This is a genomic window from Streptomyces sp. NBC_00846 (genome assembly GCF_045207325.1).
Lineage (GTDB): Bacteria > Actinomycetota > Actinomycetes > Streptomycetales > Streptomycetaceae > Streptomyces.
In genome coordinates this window covers 1424019-1438758 of the sequence record NZ_CP108846.1, presented here as the reverse complement: position 1 = coordinate 1438758, position 14740 = coordinate 1424019, and the positions used below count along the sequence as shown (strand labels likewise).

Here is a 14740-nt window from a genome sequence, read left to right as displayed (position 1 = left end):
GTTCGTCCCGAGGTTGTCGTCACCCGACCCTGAAGCCCCATGGAATGGGGGATTCCGGTTAAGTCGGTCCGCTCCCCGGACCGGAATCCGGTTGCACGGACCTTGCCGAATGGGTGGCCAGGACGCCCCCGAGGGGTGATCATGAGAGTCCAGAGCGCACTTCCCACGAGGAGGCACGGGTGGCCGAGACTCTGAAGAAGGGCAGCCGGGTTACCGGCGCCGCGCGCGACAAGCTCGCGGCAGACCTGAAGAAGAAGTACGACTCCGGTGCGAGCATCCGGGCGTTGGCCGAAGAGACCGGCCGCTCCTACGGATTCGTCCACCGGATGCTCAGTGAGTCCGGAGTCACGCTGCGTGGACGCGGCGGAGCGACGCGGGGCAAGAAGGCCGCCACGGTCTGACGGCCTTCGGCGGATCGGGACAGGTCGTCCGGACCCGTCCCGGGGCTCACCGGTTTCGGCGGTGGCCACCCGGTCGACGAGACTGTCGGCCGGGTGGTTACTGTTCAGTCACTTAGTTCGACCGGCTGACTGAACCGATCCGGAGGCGCCCCATGACCTCGCTCGACTCTGTGCTCGACAAGGACGGCGTACGACTCACCGTCGACGACGCGGTTGCCACGGTGACCCTCACCCATCCGGCCAAGCGCAACGCTCAGTCCCCCGCTCTGTGGCGGGCGTTGACCGAGGCCGGACGGGCGCTGCCCGGCAGCGTGCGGGTCGTCGTGCTCCGTGGCGAGGGCAAGTCCTTCTCCGCGGGCCTCGACCGGCAGGCGTTCACCCCCGAGGGGTTCGACGGTGAGCCGTCCTTCCTCGACATGGCGCGCGGCCCGGAGTCCGAGCTCGACGCGACCATCGCCGAGTACCAGGAGGCGTTCACCTGGTGGCGCCGCAACGACATCGTGTCGGTCGCGGCCGTCCAGGGGCATGCGATCGGGGCCGGCTTCCAGCTCGCCCTCGCCTGCGATCTGCGGATCGTCGCCGAGGACGTGCAGTTCGCCATGCGTGAGACCAGCCTCGGCCTGGTCCCCGACCTCACCGGCACCCACCCCCTGGTAAACCTGGTGGGGTACGCCCGCGCGCTCGAAATCTGCGCCACCGGCCGCTTCGTGCACGCCGAGGAGGCCGAGCGCACCGGCCTGGCCAACCTCGTGGTCCCCGCCGGTGAACTGGACGCGGCGGCCCGGGACCTGGCCGCCGCACTGCTCGCCGCCCCGCGCGACGCGGTCGTGGAGACCAAGGCGCTGCTGAGCGGTGCCGTCTCCCGTGGTTACGAGGAGCAGCGCATCGCCGAACGCGCCGCGCAGGGCCGCCGGCTGCGCGACCTGGCGGGCATCACCGACTGATCCGGGGCCTGAGCAGGACCCGCCCGGGCCCCTTGCGGCAGCCCCGGCAAGGCAGTCCCGGACCCGGTGGGTCGGTCCCGGTGCGTCGGGCCCGGACCTGGTGGGTCGTTCCCGGGCCCGGTGATCAGTCCTGCTCCGCCACCGCCGTGACCAGCACCGTGACCGAGGGATGCCCCTCCACCGCGGCCGCCACCGCGCCCCGCACCGCGCGAGCCACATCGAGCGCCCGGTGCCCCGATTCCGTCGCCAGCTCGACCCGTACCCGGCCCGGACCCGTGTGCACCGCGTTGCCCAGCACCCGGGTCAGCGCCACCACACCCGGAACACCCGCGGCAGCGACCCCCGCCGCCCCCTCCGGCCTCGCCTCGCGCACCTCGGCCGGTTCGGGCGTCGGCCGTACGGGTGACGTGTCGAGCAGTTCCGTCACCCGGAGATCCACCTCGGCGACCACCAGGCCCAGCCGCTGCCCGGCCGCCGCCAGCAGCGCCGAGCGCAGTTCCGCGGCAGCGGCGGGCAGCGGCAGACCGGACATCGCCGACATGGTCGCCTCCATCCGCAACGGTCCCGGCGGCAGGGCACTCGGCGGTGGCTCCAGCTCCGGAGCCGGGGCCCCGTCCGGATCCGCCACCGAGATCCTGAGCCTCCCGAGCACCGGTCCCGGTCCCGGCCCGCTCACCGCGCCGCGCAGCACCGCGACCGCGGCCCGCTCCGAGATCCAGGCCCCGTCCGCCGGACCGCCCAGCGGAAGCAGCCGGCCGAGGCCGAGCCGTTGCCGTACCGCCGCTTTCCATCCGTCGGTCCCGCGCGGACCGTCAGCCGTCGTCATCTCCCCAGCCTGCCGCATCCACGGCGCGAGACGGGGCAAGCGCACTTAGTGTGGGCAAAGAGGTCCAACCTGCCCGAAGGGAAGAGTGGCGATGACCGAGACTCCGCAGCGGAACCGGCCCGAGAGCCCGGACAAGGAAGCGACCCCGCTCATCAAGCGCGGTGGGGGAGACCCCGCCACCCGCGGCCGCACGACCATCGCCGACGGCGTGGTCGAGAAGATCGCGGGAATGGCGACCCGCGACGTGGTCGGTGTCCACGCGATGGGCAGCGGCCTCTCGCGCACGTTCGGGGCGGTGCGCGACCGGGTCCCCGGCGGTGGCAAGTCCGTCACCCGCGGGGTGAAGGCGGAGGTCGGCGAGTCACAGACCGCACTCGACCTGGAGATCGTCGTCGACTACGGCGTGTCGATCATCGATGTCGCCCGTGACGTACGGGAGAACGTGATCGCGGCGGTCGAGCGGATGACCGGCCTGGAAGTCGTCGAGGTCAATATCGCGGTGAGCGATGTGAAGCTGCCCGACGAGCCCGACGACGAGGACCACCCCGAACCACGTCTTCAGTAGGCCTCCGGACCCGAAGGCCTCGGAGCCGAGGCAGTTGAGGAGCGCACGATGAACATGGCGGTGGCCGGCATGGTGGCCGGCATGGCGCTCGGATTCGCCGGGTACTTCGGCGGATTCGGCGCCTTTCTCCTGGTGGCCGCGCTGGGGGCGGTCGGCTTCGTCGTCGGCCGGTTCCTGGAAGGTGACCTGGAACCCGGCGACTTCTTCCGGGGTCGCGAGCGCGGCGACCGACGGCGGTGACGGCGTTGTCGGGGGCGGGCGGCCCGATCGCCGCCGGTGAGCGCGGGGAGACCCGGATCGCCGACCGGGTGATCGCGAAGATCGCCGCACACGCGGCGAAGGAGGCGATCGACGAGCCGCCGGAGCAAGGCGCCTCGCCGCGCGCCACGGTCACCGTGCAACGTGGCACCGCCCGGGTACGGGTGAGCCTGGAGCTCGGATACCCCACCGACATCGGCCGCCAGTGCGGCGAGGTGCGTCGGCATGTCGCCGAACGGGTAAGGGCGTTGGCGGGCATGGAAGTGCCCGAGGTTGCCGTACAGGTCGAGCGCCTGCACCCGACGGGAGCGGGCATCGCGGCACAGGGGAGGATCCGATGACCGAGCCCCACGACCCGGAACACCGTGAACAGCGGCTGCCCGCCGCCCGGCCCGTCGAAAAGGGGGACCTGCTCGAACTCGACCAGTCCGCCTCGTCCGCCGCGTACGACCCGGTGCCCGCACAGCAGGGGGGCGGCGACAGGGCGGGCCGATTCTGGTCCCCGCGCCGCATCCCCGCGGCGGTCCTCGCGCTGGTGACCCTCGGCGGCGCCGGCCTCCTCCTCTACGACGTGGCGGCGGTACGGGCGGACCGGCCGGCGATGCGGTGGCGCCGCGTGCTGGCCGCTGAACTCGCCGAGCGGCCGCTGGACAACGTCTGGGTGCTGGCCGGCGCGGTGGCCGCCCTGGTGATCGGCCTGTGGCTGCTCGTGCTCGCCGTCACCCCCGGACTCCGCGACCTGCTGCCGATGCGCCGTGACCGTCCCGGCATACGCGCCGGACTCGACCGCACAGCGGCAGCGTTGGTCCTGCGCGACCGGGCCGTCGAGGTGTCCGGCGTGCAGTCGGTACGGGTCCGCATGGGCCGGAGCAGGGCCGGGGTGCGCGCGGTGTCGCACTTCCGCGAACTCGACGACGTACGGGCCGATCTGGACACCGTGCTCGCCACCGCCATCAGGGAACTGGGGCTGGCCAGGCCGCCCAGCCTGTCCGTACAGGTCCGCCGTCCGGCGAAGAAGGGGTGAGTCAGTTGCTCAGGACCGTCAACCGCGTGCTGCTCGGCCTGGCCGGGCTGGTGCTGATCTGCGTCGGCGGCGCGGTGCTCGCCGCGGGACTCGGCCTCTCCGTACCGTCCTGGTGGCCCTGGTACGGCAAGGGCGATGTGCTCCTCAGCCAGGCCGACCGGGACCGCTGGCGCGGCGAGGGCTGGTGGTGGCCGACGGTGATCGCGGTCCTCGCCGTCGTGGTCGTCCTCGCCCTGTGGTGGCTGCTGGCCCAACTGCGCCGGGCCCGCCTTGCCGAGGTGCTGGTGGACAGCGGCGACGGCGAGGGCGCGTTGCTGCGGGGCCGGGCTCTGGAAGGGGTGCTCGCCCAGGAGGCGGGGACCGTGGACGGGGTGGCCCGCGCCCAGGTCACGCTGACCGGCCGGCGCAGCGCGCCGCATGCCAGGATCCGCCTGCTGATGGAGTCGCACGCGGCGCCGGACGAGGCGCTCGGCCGCCTCACCGACGAGGCGCTGGCGCATGCGCGGGATTCGGCGGGGCTGGCCGAGCTGCCGGCCGAGGTGCGACTGCGGGCGGTCAAGCACCGTGCGGAACGCGTGAGTTGACGTATCGCCGGACGGACTCGAACGGCCCGCCCGACGGTACGCAACGAAGCCCGGCCGCTCCTGTGAAACGGTCCGGTCCAGGAAGGCGCCGGCCCGGAAAACGGTCCGGTTCGGGAAGGCACCCCTTCGAAGGCCGGTCCGGTGCGGGAACGCGCGGGTTCAGAAGCCGTGCCGGTAGCCGCCGTCGATCGGCAGCATGACGCCCGTCAGATACGACGCCGCGGGCGAGAGCAGGAACGCCGCGGTCCGGCCGAACTCCTCCGGTGTGCCGTACCGCCGCAGTGGAATACGTGCCGCATTGACCGCGCGGGAGGCTTCCGCGTCGCCCGAGAGCGTATCCAGCTCCCGCACCCGGTCCGTGTCGATCCGGCCCGGCAGCACGCCCACCACCCGGATCCCCCGGGGACCGAGCTCGTCGGCCAGGGACTTGGCGAAGCCGGCCAGACCCGGGCGCAGCCCGTTGGAGATCGTCAGCCCGGCGATCGGCTCGTACACGGAGCCGGAGAGCACGAAACCGATGACCCCGCCGTCGCCGAGCGTGGCCGCCGCAGCCCTGGCGAGACGTACCGCACCCAGGAACACCGAATCGAAGGCCGACTGCCACTGCTCGTCGGTGTTGTCGGCGAGGAAGCCGGGCGCCGGCCCGCCGACGCTGATGAGAATGCCGTCGAGCCGCCCGAACCGCTCGTGCGCGCTGTCGACCAGACGCTGGGCGGCGGCGGGGTCGGCATTGTCGGCCGCGAGGCCGACGGCGTCCGGCCCCAGTTCGGCGGCGGCCGTCTCGACGCCCTTCTCGTCCCGCCCGGTGATGATCACCCGCGCCCCGTCCTCGGCCAGCGCCCGGGCCGTGGCGTTGCCCAGCCCCCGGGTCGCTCCGGTGACGATGTACACGCGGTCCTTCAGTCCAAGATCCATGGGCCCTATCCTGCCGCCTCGGCCTCCAGCGTGTCCTCCCCGGCCAGGGCCATGGCCGTGCCCACCAGTCCGATGTGGCTGAACGCCTGCGGGAAGTTGCCGAGCTGCCGGCGCCCGACGGTGTCGTACTCCTCGGCCAGCAGCCCCACATCGTTACGGAGCGCCAGTAGCTGTTCGAAGAGCTTTCGGGCCTCCTCGGTGCGCCCCGTCAGGTGCAGGGCGTCGGCCAGCCAGAACGAGCACGCCAGAAAGGCCCCTTCGCTGCCGGGCAGCCCGTCGATCGAGGTGCCGTCCGTGCTGTAGCGGCGGACGAGGCAGCCGCTGCCCAGTTCCTCCCGGACCGCGTCGACCGTCCCGATCACCCGGGGATCGTCCGGCGGCAGGAATCCGGTCCGGGGGATCAGCAGTGTCGCGGCGTCCAGGTTCCGGGAGCCGTAGGACTGCGTGAAGGTGTTCCGTTCCGGGTCGTACCCCTTCTCGCACACCTCCCGGTGCACGGCGTCCCGCATCGCCCGCCACCGGTCCGCGTCGCCGGGCAGCGAGGGGTTCTTCTCCAGGGTGCTGACGGCACGGTCGGCGGCGACCCAGGCCATCACCTTGGAATGCACGAAGTGGCGGCGCTGGCCGCGGATCTCCCACAGTCCCTCGTCCGGCTCGCGCCAGGTGGATTCCAGGAAGCCGAGCAGGCTGAGCTGCACGTTCCAGGCGTGCGGTTTGTCGTTCAGGCCCGCCTCCCGCGCGAGCCGCAACGAGTCGATGACCTCCCCGTACACATCGAGCTGACGCTGGCGGACCGCGGCGTTGCCGATCCGGACCGGGCCGGAGCTGTCGTATCCGCGCAGCCACGGCAGCTCCGACTCGGGCAGCCTGCGCTCGCCCGCCAGGCCGTACATGATCTGCAGATCCGCCGGATTCCCGGCGACGGCCCGCAGCAGCCAGTCCCGCCAGGCGGCCGCCTCCTCCAGATAGCCGGCCGAGATGAGCGCGCCGAGGGTCAGCGTGGAGTCCCGCAGCCAGCAGAAGCGGTAGTCCCAGTTCCGTACGCCGCCGATCTCCTCGGGCAGCGAGGTGGTGGGCGCCGCCACGATGCCGCCGGTCGGGCCGAAGGTGAGCGCCTTCAGCGTGATCAGCGAGCGGATCACCGCCTCCCGGTACGGGCCCCGGTACCTGCACCGGGCGGACCAGTCGGCCCAGTCGGCCAGGGTGTTCTCCAGCGCCTCGAACGGGTCGACGAGTTCGGGGCGGGGCGAGTGGGAGGGGTGCCAGGTCAGGACGAACGCCACCTGTTCGCCCGCGGAGACGGTGAACGACGAGCAGGTGGAGAACTGCTGGCCCCAGGTCTTGACCGGCGGCTCGCTGCGCAGCCAGGCCGAGTCCGGGCCCGCGACCGCCACCCGGTGCCCCTGCGAGCGGCGCATCCACGGCACGACCGAGCCGAAGTCGAAGCGCAGCCGGATCACGGAGCTCATCTCGACCGTGCCGCTGACGCCCTCGACGATCCGCATGACGTCGGGTTCCCGGTCGCGCTGCGGCATGAAGTCGATGACCTTGACCGTGCCGGTACGGGTCTCCCAGTACGTCTCCAGGACGAGCGAGTCACCCGCGTAGCCGCGCCGGGTACAGGCGTCGGCGCCCTGCGGGGCGATCCGCCAGTGGCCGTTGTCCTCGTTGCCGAGCAGGGCGGCGAAACAGGCGCCCGAGTCGAAGCGGGGCAGACAGAGCCAGTCGACAGAACCGTTCCTGCCGACCAGGGCGGCTGTCTGCAGATCACCGATGAGAGCGTAGTCCTCGATGCGTGGGGTCACGTTCTGGCGTGTTCCCGAACCTGGGCCTCGTTAAGCAGCCCAGTCCCACGAGAGGCACGGGTCACGTCGGTACGCCGGCGATCAGAGGCGGCCCCGCACCCCGCCGGAGACGGCGTCAGGCCGTAGCGGGCTCCGGCTTCTCCGGCTGCCCGGGCTGTTCCGGCGTTTTCGGCTCGGAGGCGTCCTGTTCCCCGGCGGCGGCCTTGGCCGCGGCCTCCACCCGGTCGCGCTTCTCCCGGCGGGCGAGGACCACGAAGCCCACCGGGACCCCCGCGGCGAACAGCCACCACTGCACGGCGTACGCCATGTGCGGGCCGATCGAGCCGTCGTCGGGGGCGGCGATCAGTTCCGGGGAGTCGCCGGACGGCTCGGGTCCGGTCTGCTCGATGTAGCCGCCGAGCACCGGCCGGGAGAGCCGCTTGGCCTCCTGGGCGCTGTTGATCAGCATCACCTGGCGGTCCGGCAGGTCCGAAATGTCCTTGATGCCGCTGGTGCCGGTCGTCTCGTCGGCCTTGAGCCGCCCGGTCACGGTCACTTCGCCCTTGGGTACGGCCGGTACGTCGGGGAACGCGCGCTGGCTGTCGGCGGAGGGCACCCAGCCGCGGTTGACCAGGACCGTGCCGCCGCCCTTGAGGTCGAGCGGGATCAGTACGTGGACGCCGATCCGGTCGTCGGTGGAGGTCCTGCGGCGTACGACCACCTCGTGCGCGGTGTCGTACGTACCCGTGGCCGTCACCGCGCGCCAGTAGTCGGAGCGCGGGACCGTGTGACCCGGCGAGGTGAGCGAGGTGACCGGAACCGGTCCCGCCTTGAGGTTGCGGGAGATCAGGGAGTTCTGCGCGACCTTGTGCTCATGCCGGTGCAGCTGCCAGAAGCCCAGCTCGACCATCGTGGGAATCAGTACGAGGGCGAGGAGGGCGAGGATCAGCCACTGCCGGGTCAACAGGAAGCGGTACACCCCATGACGGTACATCTGCGTCATGGGGTGCATCGCGGAGGGGTGGGGGGAAGGGGCGCGGCGGCGGCCGGTGCTCAGACTTTGTCGATGATGCCCACCTTCCCCTCGGCGCGGGCACAGTGACCGCCGCAGAACCAGTGGCCGTTGACCTCGACGCCCTGGCCGATGATCTGGACCCGGCAGTGCTCGCAAATGGGCGCCATGCGATGAATGGCGCAGGAGAAGCAGTCGAAGACGTGCACGGCGCCCTGCGCGTGCACCTCGAAGGACATGCCGTAGTCGTTTCCGCAAACCTCGCAACGTGCCATGCGCCACAGGGTGGGACGCCGGAGCGGCGGCGGGCGAGCGGCGGGCGGGCGAGTCGCCCCCGGTTCACTCCGATGACCGCGCGGCCGGCTGCGCCGCCGCCGGCGCCACATCGCGCAACAGATGGGTGAACGCGCTCTCGTCCAGGATCGGTGTCCCGAACGACTTCGCCTTCACCGTCTTCGACGTAGCCGCGTCCGGATCATTGGTGACGAGCAGACTGGTCAGCCGGGACACGCTGGTCGCCACGTGCAGCCCGGCCTCCACGGCCCGGTCCTCCAGCAGCTCTCGGTCGACGGAGGTGTCCCCGGAGAACGCCACCCGCATGCCCTGCATGAGGGGTTTGTCCTTCTCGTACCGCCCGGGGTTCGGATACGGGCACGCCGGACGCTTTCGCGAGGGACGCCAGCTGCCCTGACCGTACGAGGGCTGGTAGCCGATCCGCGGGGCGACCGGGGAGTCCGACCACTCGGTCAGCGGCCGGCACTCCAGCAACGGCAGCCGCACCCCGCCCCGCGCCGCCGCGTGCAGACTCGGCCGGAACGCCTCGGCCAGCACCCGGGCGTCGTCCAGCGCGTGGTGGGCGCGCTGCTGCACGACTCCGAAGTGCGCGGCCAGCGACTCCAGCTTGTGGTTGGGCAGGGGCAGCCGCAGCTCCTTGGAGAGCGCGATGGTGCACAGCCGCTGTTCGACGGGGGCGGTGACCGAGGCCCGTGCGTACTCCCGGGCCAGCATCGACCAGTCGAAGGCCGCGTTGTGCGCGACGAGCACGCGGTCCGCGAGCCGCTCGGACAGTTGGGCGGCGACCTCCGGGAAGAGCGGAGCGCCGTCCAGGACCTCGCTGGTCAGCCCGTGGATCCAGACCGGGCCGGGATCACGCTGCGGATTGACGAGGGTGTACCAGTGGTCCTCGACGTTGCCCCGCGCGTCCAGGCGGTAGACGGCCGCGGACACTATCCGGTCGTCCCGTGCGAGTCCGGTGGTCTCCACGTCGACGACCGCGTACCCCTGCGGGTAGGCGGTCGGCCACGGTGCTGCGGTCTGACGGTCGTCGAGCATGGTCACAGAGAATACGGGCCGCCTCCGACAGTCTCCTATTCGGCCGTCTCCCGCCCGCGTGCCCGCCGTACGGGACCGGCCAGCAGACCCTCCACCAGGGCCCGCACGGAGTCCGCGAACAGCCGGTCCGGATCGGCGGGCCGGGCCAGCGCGCGGGCCAGCGCCGGGTCGTCGTCCGCGGTGGACGCGGCCCACAGATCGCCTTCGCCGGGGGACTGGACGGGGGACCGCTCCCGATTGCGTTCGACGAGCAGGAAGCCGACGGTCTGGAACTGCACCGCCCGCACGGCTGCCGCGGCCCGCGCCCCGTGCAGCCCCGCGGCGTGCACCTCGTGGACGAGGGCCCGCTGTGCGGGGAGGAACATCCGCTCGGTGAGCCCCCGTTCGTGGACCATGGCGATCAGATGCGGCCGGGCCCGCAGTGCGCGGCGCAGGCCGACGGCGACGGAGACGATCCGGGCCGCCGGGGTCCGGCCGGCCGGCCGGAGGGTGCCCATCTCCCGCACGGTGCGCTCGACGAGGGCGTCCAGCAGTGATTCGCGATTGCCGACGTGCCAGTAGATCGACGTGACCGCGGTGCCCAGTTCGGCGGCCAGCCCGCGCATGGTGAGGGCCTGCGGGCCGTGCCGCTTCACCAGGGCGGTGGCGGTGTCCAGTACCTCTTCGCGGGTCAGCGACGATCGGGCCACAGTGCTCCCAGTTTTTCGAACTCCGTCAGGTGCACGCCTATTTACCCTTCATTCGCATCGGTGTAACTGTGTTACAGAGCCCGGACGTCGGACAACCGAGAAGGGTGGTACGTCCATGGCACGTGTACGGTACGGCGCGCGCACCGGGGCCGAGATCGCGGCGGCCCGCGCGGCCCGCTCCACGCTCCCCGACATCTGGTCCACCGGCGTGGTGGCCCTCTGGGAGAGCGACCCCGACGCGGTGGCGGCCGTCCTGCCGCCGCCCCTCGAACCCGCACAGCGCCCGCTCGTCCGGGCCAGCATCAGCACGGTTGAACTCCCCGGCTACCCGCTCGGCGCCGGCTCCGTCGCGGTCGCCGCCGTCCATGACGGGCACGAGGGCTGGTATCCGCTCGTCATGCCGATGACCCACGAACGGGCGCTGACCGGCGGTCGCGAGGTCTTCGGTGAACCGAAGAAGCTCGGCGAGGTGACCGTCGAACGCGACGGCCTCGTCGTCCGGGCCGCGCTGGCCCGGCACGGCATCGCCTTCGTCGAGGTGCGCGGCGCGGTGAGCGGACCGCTCCCGCTGCCCGAACCGGCCGACAAGCTCGACTTCTACTTCAAGTTCCTGCCCGCAGTGGACGGCGAGGGCTTCGACTCCGGCCCCGTGCTGATCCACTGCACCCGCCACGAGAAGGTCCGCCGGCTCGAACGCGTCGCGGGCGACGTGGTGCTGCGCGAGTCGGTGTACGACCCGGTCGCCGACCTCCCCGTACGCCGGCTCGTCGACCTCACCATCGGCGAGAAGACCAGCGACCAGCGGGGCAGGGCCGTGGAACGGGTGAGCGCCGAGGCGCTGTTGCCGTACATCCACCAGCGCTACGACGACCCGCAGCAGATCCATGACGGCCCGCCGCAGGGGAGCGTCCGATGAGGCTGGCGGAAGGGCAGGTCGCCGTCGTCACCGGCGCGGCGAGCGGCATCGGCCTCGCGATGGCGCGCAGGTTCGCGGCCGAGGGGCTGAAGGTCGTCCTCGCCGATGTGGAGGAGGGCGCGCTCGACGAGGCGGCGGGCGGCCTGCGCGAGAACGGTGCGCGGGTGCTGGCGCACGTCGTCGACGTGAGTGAACGCGACTCCGTACAGGCTCTGGCCGAGGCCGCGTACGACACCTTCGGCGCCGTGCACGTGCTGTGCAACAACGTAGGTGTCGGCTCAGGGGCCGAGGGCCGGATGTGGGAGCACGAGCCGAACGACTGGCAGTGGGCCTTCGCCGTCAACGTGTGGGGCGTCTTCCACGGCATCCAGGCGTTCGTACCGCGCATGATCGCGGGCGGTGGCCCCGGTCATGTCGTCAACACCTCGTCCGGCGACGGCGGGATCGCCCCGCTGCCGACCGCCTCCGTGTACGCGGTCACCAAGGCAGCCGTCGTCACGATGACCGAGTCCCTGTACGCGCATCTGAAGGCCGAGCGCGCGGCGGTCGGCGCCTCCGTCCTCTTCCCCGGCCCGCACATGCTCCGTACCGGACTGTGGGAGTCGCACCGCAACCGGCCCGATCGGTACGCCAAGGAGCGCCCGCGCAGGACCCCGTACCGCAGCCTCGACCAGTGGGAGTCCGCCATGCGGGCGGCGGGCCACGAGGTGGAGTTCACCCCCGTGGAGGAGGTCGCCGCGACCGTCGTCGACGGGATACGCGCCGACCGCTTCTGGATGCTGCCGGAGAGCGAGCACAGCGACCGGAAGATCCGCGCCCGGTCGCAGTCGATGCTCGACCGGGCCGAACCGTCGTACCTGGAGAGCTTCATACTCGACCGAGGAGCGAGCGATGACCACTGACCCGTACCTGATCATCTCCTCCGACTGCCACGCCGGGCTGCCCACCGAGGAGTACCGGCCCTATCTCGACGCCCGCTTCCACCGGGAGTTCGACGATTTCCTCGCCGGACGCGACCGCCGCCGTGCGGAGATGACCCGCCTCGGCGTACGCAACGAAGCCTTCGCCGACAAGTGGTTCCACGACAACGAGGAAGGCTTGAAAGGCGGTTGGGACGCGACGCAGCGTCTCAAGGAGCTCGACGGCGACGGGGTGGCGGCCGAGGTCGTCTTCCCCGACGCGGACGCCGTCGACAGCCGGACCGCCGCCCCGTTCGGCGTCGGCCTCGGACTCTCCGGCGACCAGGACCCGGAACTGGGCATGGCCGGCGCACAGGCCCACAACCGCTGGCTCGCCGACTTCGTCGCGCAGAACCCCGAACGCCACTGCGGGGTCGCGCTGTTGCCGGTCACCGGTGAGGTCGACCGGGTCGTCGCCGAGATCCACCGGGCGAAGGAGTCCGGACTCGGCGCGCTCATGATCCCGTCCATGTGGGTGGACAAGGCCCCGTACCACGACCGCCGCTACGACCCCGTGTGGGCAGCCGCCGCCGAGACGGCCATGCCGGTCGTCACCCACTCCGGTGCGGCCCCGCGCCACGAGTACGGTGACCATCTCGGGATCTACGTCTCCGAGGTCACCTGGTGGCCGTCCCGGCCGCTCTGGTTCCTGCTCTGGTCGGGCGCCTTCGAACGCCACCCCGGGCTGAGGTTCGGCGTCGCCGAGTCCGGCTGCTGGTGGCTGCCGAACCTCCTGTGGTTCATGGACCGGCTCTACCTCGGCGCCCACGGCGGAAAGAAACTCTCCCCCTTCGCCGAACTGAAACGTCCCCCGCACGAGTACCTCGACCGCCAGGTCTTCATCTGCGCCACCAACACCAAACGCCGCGAACTCGCCCAGCGGTACGAGATCGGCGTCGACAACATCTTGTGGGGCAGCGACTTCCCGCACCCCGAAGGAACCTGGCCGAACACCGCGAACTGGCTGCGCGACACCTTCCACGACATCCCGGTGGCCGAGACCCGCCGGATGCTGGGCCTCGCCGCCGCCGAAGTCTTCGGCTTCGACACGGCGAAGCTCGCCCCGATCGCCGAACGCATCGGGCCGACACCCGAGGACCTGGGCCAGAGCGCGGACCAGACGGCGGTCGAGGCGTCCTGGGCCAGGTCGCGCGACGTGGGCCGGCACTGGCTGACCGGCCACGACTTCCCGGTCCTGGGAGCCTCGTGATGAACCGGCGCACGGACCGGCACACCGATCGGGACGCGAACCGTGACACGGACCGGCACACCGATCCTGACGCGAACCGTCACACCGACCGGGACCCGGCCCGCTACACCGTCATCTCCGCCGACTGCCACGCCGGAGCCGATCTCCTCGACTACCGGCCGTACCTGGAGACGAAGTACCACGACGACTTCGACACGTGGGCGGCGGCCTACGTCAACCCGTACGAGGACCTCCTCGCCGACACCGCCGACCGGAACTGGAACTCCGCTCGCCGCGCCGCGGAACTGGAGGCGGACGGCATCGTCGCGGAGGTCGTCTTCCCCAACACCATCCCGCCCTTCTTCCCCTCCGCCTCCCTGATGGCGCCCGCACCGTCGCGGGCCGAGTACGAGCAGCGCTGGGCCGGTCTGCGCGCCCACAACCGCTGGCTCGCCGACTTCTGCGCGCAGTTGCCGGGCCGGCGCGCGGGCGTCGCGCAGATCCTCCTCAACGATCCGGCGGAGGCCGCCCGCGAGGTCCGCCGCACCAAGGAAGCGGGCCTGACCGGCGGGATCCTGCTGCCCGGCGCCCCGCCGGGCTCCGGCGTCCCGGAGCTCTACTCCCGGGCGTACGACCCGCTGTGGGCGGTCTGCGAAGAGCTGGACGTACCGGTGAACCACCACGGCGGATCGGCCTCCCCGCCGCTCGGCGACGAACCGGCGGCCCGGGCCGTCTTCATGGTGGAGACGACCTGGTTCTCGCACCGGGCGCTGTGGCACCTGATCTTCGGCGGCGCGTTCCGACGCCATCCCGGACTCAGACTCGTCCTCACCGAACAGGGCTCCGGCTGGATCCCCGGCGTCGTCGAGATGCTGGACTACTACCACGGACGGCTGGTGGCGGCCTCGGCCCGGGCAGCCACCGCCGAGTCCAAGTTCGGTGCGGGGCTCGCCGGTTCGATGGGCGCGAGCCCCGGCGAGGTGTGGCGCGACAACTGCTACGTCGGCGCCAGCTTCATGCGGCCCCACGAGGTGCCGCTGCGTGGCCGGATCGGACTCGACAAGATCATGTGGGGCAGCGACTACCCGCACGACGAGGGCACCGCCCCGTACTCGCGGGAGGGCCTGCGGATCGCGTACGCGGGCCTGCCGCCCGAGGAGATCGCGGCGATGATCGGCGGCAACGCGGCACGCGTCTACGGATTCGACCTGGCCGCCCTGGACCGTATCGCCGCGACCGTCGGCCCGACGGTGGACGAGATCGCCGAACCCCTCAAGCAGACCCCGGCCGACGCGACCAGCCCCGCCTTCGCGCCGGGCGGGTCGGTACGCGTCTGGTGACG

At 71.9% G+C, this 14740-nt stretch carries 18 protein-coding genes; 11 read left to right on the top strand and 7 right to left on the bottom strand.

Annotated elements, in window-relative coordinates; genetic code table 11:
• The first annotated feature begins 179 nt into the window (after positions 1 to 179).
• The gene (locus tag OG936_RS06715) at positions 180 to 401 is read left to right on the top strand and encodes a helix-turn-helix domain-containing protein (protein WP_406493206.1); all 222 of its coding nucleotides are present in this window, start codon (positions 180 to 182) and stop codon (positions 399 to 401) included.
• 152 nt (positions 402 to 553) lie between these two features.
• On the top strand, positions 554 to 1345 hold the full coding sequence (locus OG936_RS06710) for an enoyl-CoA hydratase/isomerase family protein (protein WP_406493204.1): 792 nt from the start codon (positions 554 to 556) through the stop codon (positions 1343 to 1345).
• Positions 1346 to 1469: 124 nt separating this feature from the next.
• On the opposite strand, the gene OG936_RS06705 is transcribed toward OG936_RS06710, so the two are convergent.
• The gene (locus OG936_RS06705) at positions 1470 to 2171 is read right to left on the bottom strand and encodes a hypothetical protein (protein WP_406493203.1); all 702 of its coding nucleotides are present in this window, start codon (positions 2169 to 2171) and stop codon (positions 1470 to 1472) included.
• 91 nt (positions 2172 to 2262) lie between these two features.
• Between OG936_RS06705 and OG936_RS06700 the strand changes: the two genes are divergently transcribed.
• The 5 genes from OG936_RS06700 to amaP are packed head-to-tail and all read left to right on the top strand — an operon-like array spanning position 2263 to position 4602.
• On the top strand, positions 2263 to 2736 hold the full coding sequence (locus OG936_RS06700; protein WP_406493202.1) for an Asp23/Gls24 family envelope stress response protein: 474 nt from the start codon (positions 2263 to 2265) through the stop codon (positions 2734 to 2736).
• Between the two features lie 48 nt (positions 2737 to 2784).
• Positions 2785 to 2976, top strand: a complete 192-nt coding sequence (locus tag OG936_RS06695) for a hypothetical protein (protein ID WP_383749713.1) — start codon at positions 2785 to 2787, stop codon at positions 2974 to 2976.
• Positions 2973 to 3335: a hypothetical protein gene (locus OG936_RS06690; RefSeq protein WP_406493201.1), complete on the top strand. Its 363-nt coding sequence runs from the start codon at positions 2973 to 2975 to the stop codon at positions 3333 to 3335. The genes OG936_RS06695 and OG936_RS06690 overlap by 4 nt, the downstream gene beginning before the upstream one ends.
• Positions 3332 to 4018, top strand: coding sequence for a DUF6286 domain-containing protein (locus OG936_RS06685; protein ID WP_406493199.1), 687 nt, complete (start codon positions 3332 to 3334; stop codon positions 4016 to 4018). Before OG936_RS06690 ends, OG936_RS06685 begins: the two co-directional genes overlap by 4 nt.
• Positions 4019 to 4023: 5 nt before the next feature.
• The gene (amaP, locus tag OG936_RS06680) at positions 4024 to 4602 is read left to right on the top strand and encodes an alkaline shock response membrane anchor protein AmaP (RefSeq protein WP_406500335.1); all 579 of its coding nucleotides are present in this window, start codon (positions 4024 to 4026) and stop codon (positions 4600 to 4602) included.
• 159 nt (positions 4603 to 4761) lie between these two features.
• On the opposite strand, the gene OG936_RS06675 is transcribed toward amaP, so the two are convergent.
• From OG936_RS06675 to OG936_RS06650, 6 genes are all read right to left on the bottom strand, one after another.
• The gene (locus tag OG936_RS06675) at positions 4762 to 5517 is read right to left on the bottom strand and encodes an SDR family oxidoreductase (protein ID WP_406493197.1); all 756 of its coding nucleotides are present in this window, start codon (positions 5515 to 5517) and stop codon (positions 4762 to 4764) included.
• A gap of 5 nt (positions 5518 to 5522) precedes the next feature.
• Positions 5523 to 7322 carry a glycoside hydrolase family 15 protein gene (locus OG936_RS06670; RefSeq protein WP_406493196.1) on the bottom strand — a complete coding sequence of 600 codons (1800 nt, stop codon included), beginning with the start codon at positions 7320 to 7322 and terminating at the stop codon, positions 5523 to 5525.
• A 115-nt stretch (positions 7323 to 7437) separates the two neighbouring features.
• A complete protein-coding gene (locus tag OG936_RS06665; protein ID WP_406500334.1) occupies positions 7438 to 8280 on the bottom strand; it encodes an SURF1 family protein in 843 nt (280 codons plus the stop codon).
• A 74-nt stretch (positions 8281 to 8354) separates the two neighbouring features.
• Positions 8355 to 8588, bottom strand: a complete 234-nt coding sequence (locus OG936_RS06660; protein WP_266745420.1) for a hypothetical protein — start codon at positions 8586 to 8588, stop codon at positions 8355 to 8357.
• A 64-nt stretch (positions 8589 to 8652) separates the two neighbouring features.
• Entirely contained in the window at positions 8653 to 9651 is a 999-nt protein-coding gene (locus tag OG936_RS06655) for a DEDDh family exonuclease (RefSeq protein ID WP_406493195.1), read from the bottom strand.
• 29 nt (positions 9652 to 9680) lie between these two features.
• Positions 9681 to 10334, bottom strand: coding sequence for a TetR/AcrR family transcriptional regulator (locus OG936_RS06650; protein ID WP_383749701.1), 654 nt, complete (start codon positions 10332 to 10334; stop codon positions 9681 to 9683).
• Between the two features lie 115 nt (positions 10335 to 10449).
• Between OG936_RS06650 and OG936_RS06645 the strand changes: the two genes are divergently transcribed.
• Genes OG936_RS06645 through OG936_RS06630 form a run of 4 tightly spaced genes read left to right on the top strand, consistent with a single transcriptional unit; the run spans position 10450 to position 14738 of the window.
• Entirely contained in the window at positions 10450 to 11250 is an 801-nt protein-coding gene (locus OG936_RS06645; RefSeq protein ID WP_406493193.1) for an acetoacetate decarboxylase family protein, read from the top strand.
• Complete coding sequence (locus tag OG936_RS06640) at positions 11247 to 12152, top strand: SDR family NAD(P)-dependent oxidoreductase (protein WP_406493192.1); 906 nt, start codon at positions 11247 to 11249, stop codon at positions 12150 to 12152. Before OG936_RS06645 ends, OG936_RS06640 begins: the two co-directional genes overlap by 4 nt.
• Entirely contained in the window at positions 12142 to 13419 is a 1278-nt protein-coding gene (locus OG936_RS06635) for an amidohydrolase family protein (RefSeq protein ID WP_406493191.1), read from the top strand. The genes OG936_RS06640 and OG936_RS06635 overlap by 11 nt, the downstream gene beginning before the upstream one ends.
• Positions 13419 to 14738: an amidohydrolase family protein gene (locus tag OG936_RS06630; RefSeq protein ID WP_406493190.1), complete on the top strand. Its 1320-nt coding sequence runs from the start codon at positions 13419 to 13421 to the stop codon at positions 14736 to 14738. The genes OG936_RS06635 and OG936_RS06630 overlap by 1 nt, the downstream gene beginning before the upstream one ends.
• Positions 14739 to 14740 lie beyond the last annotated feature (2 nt).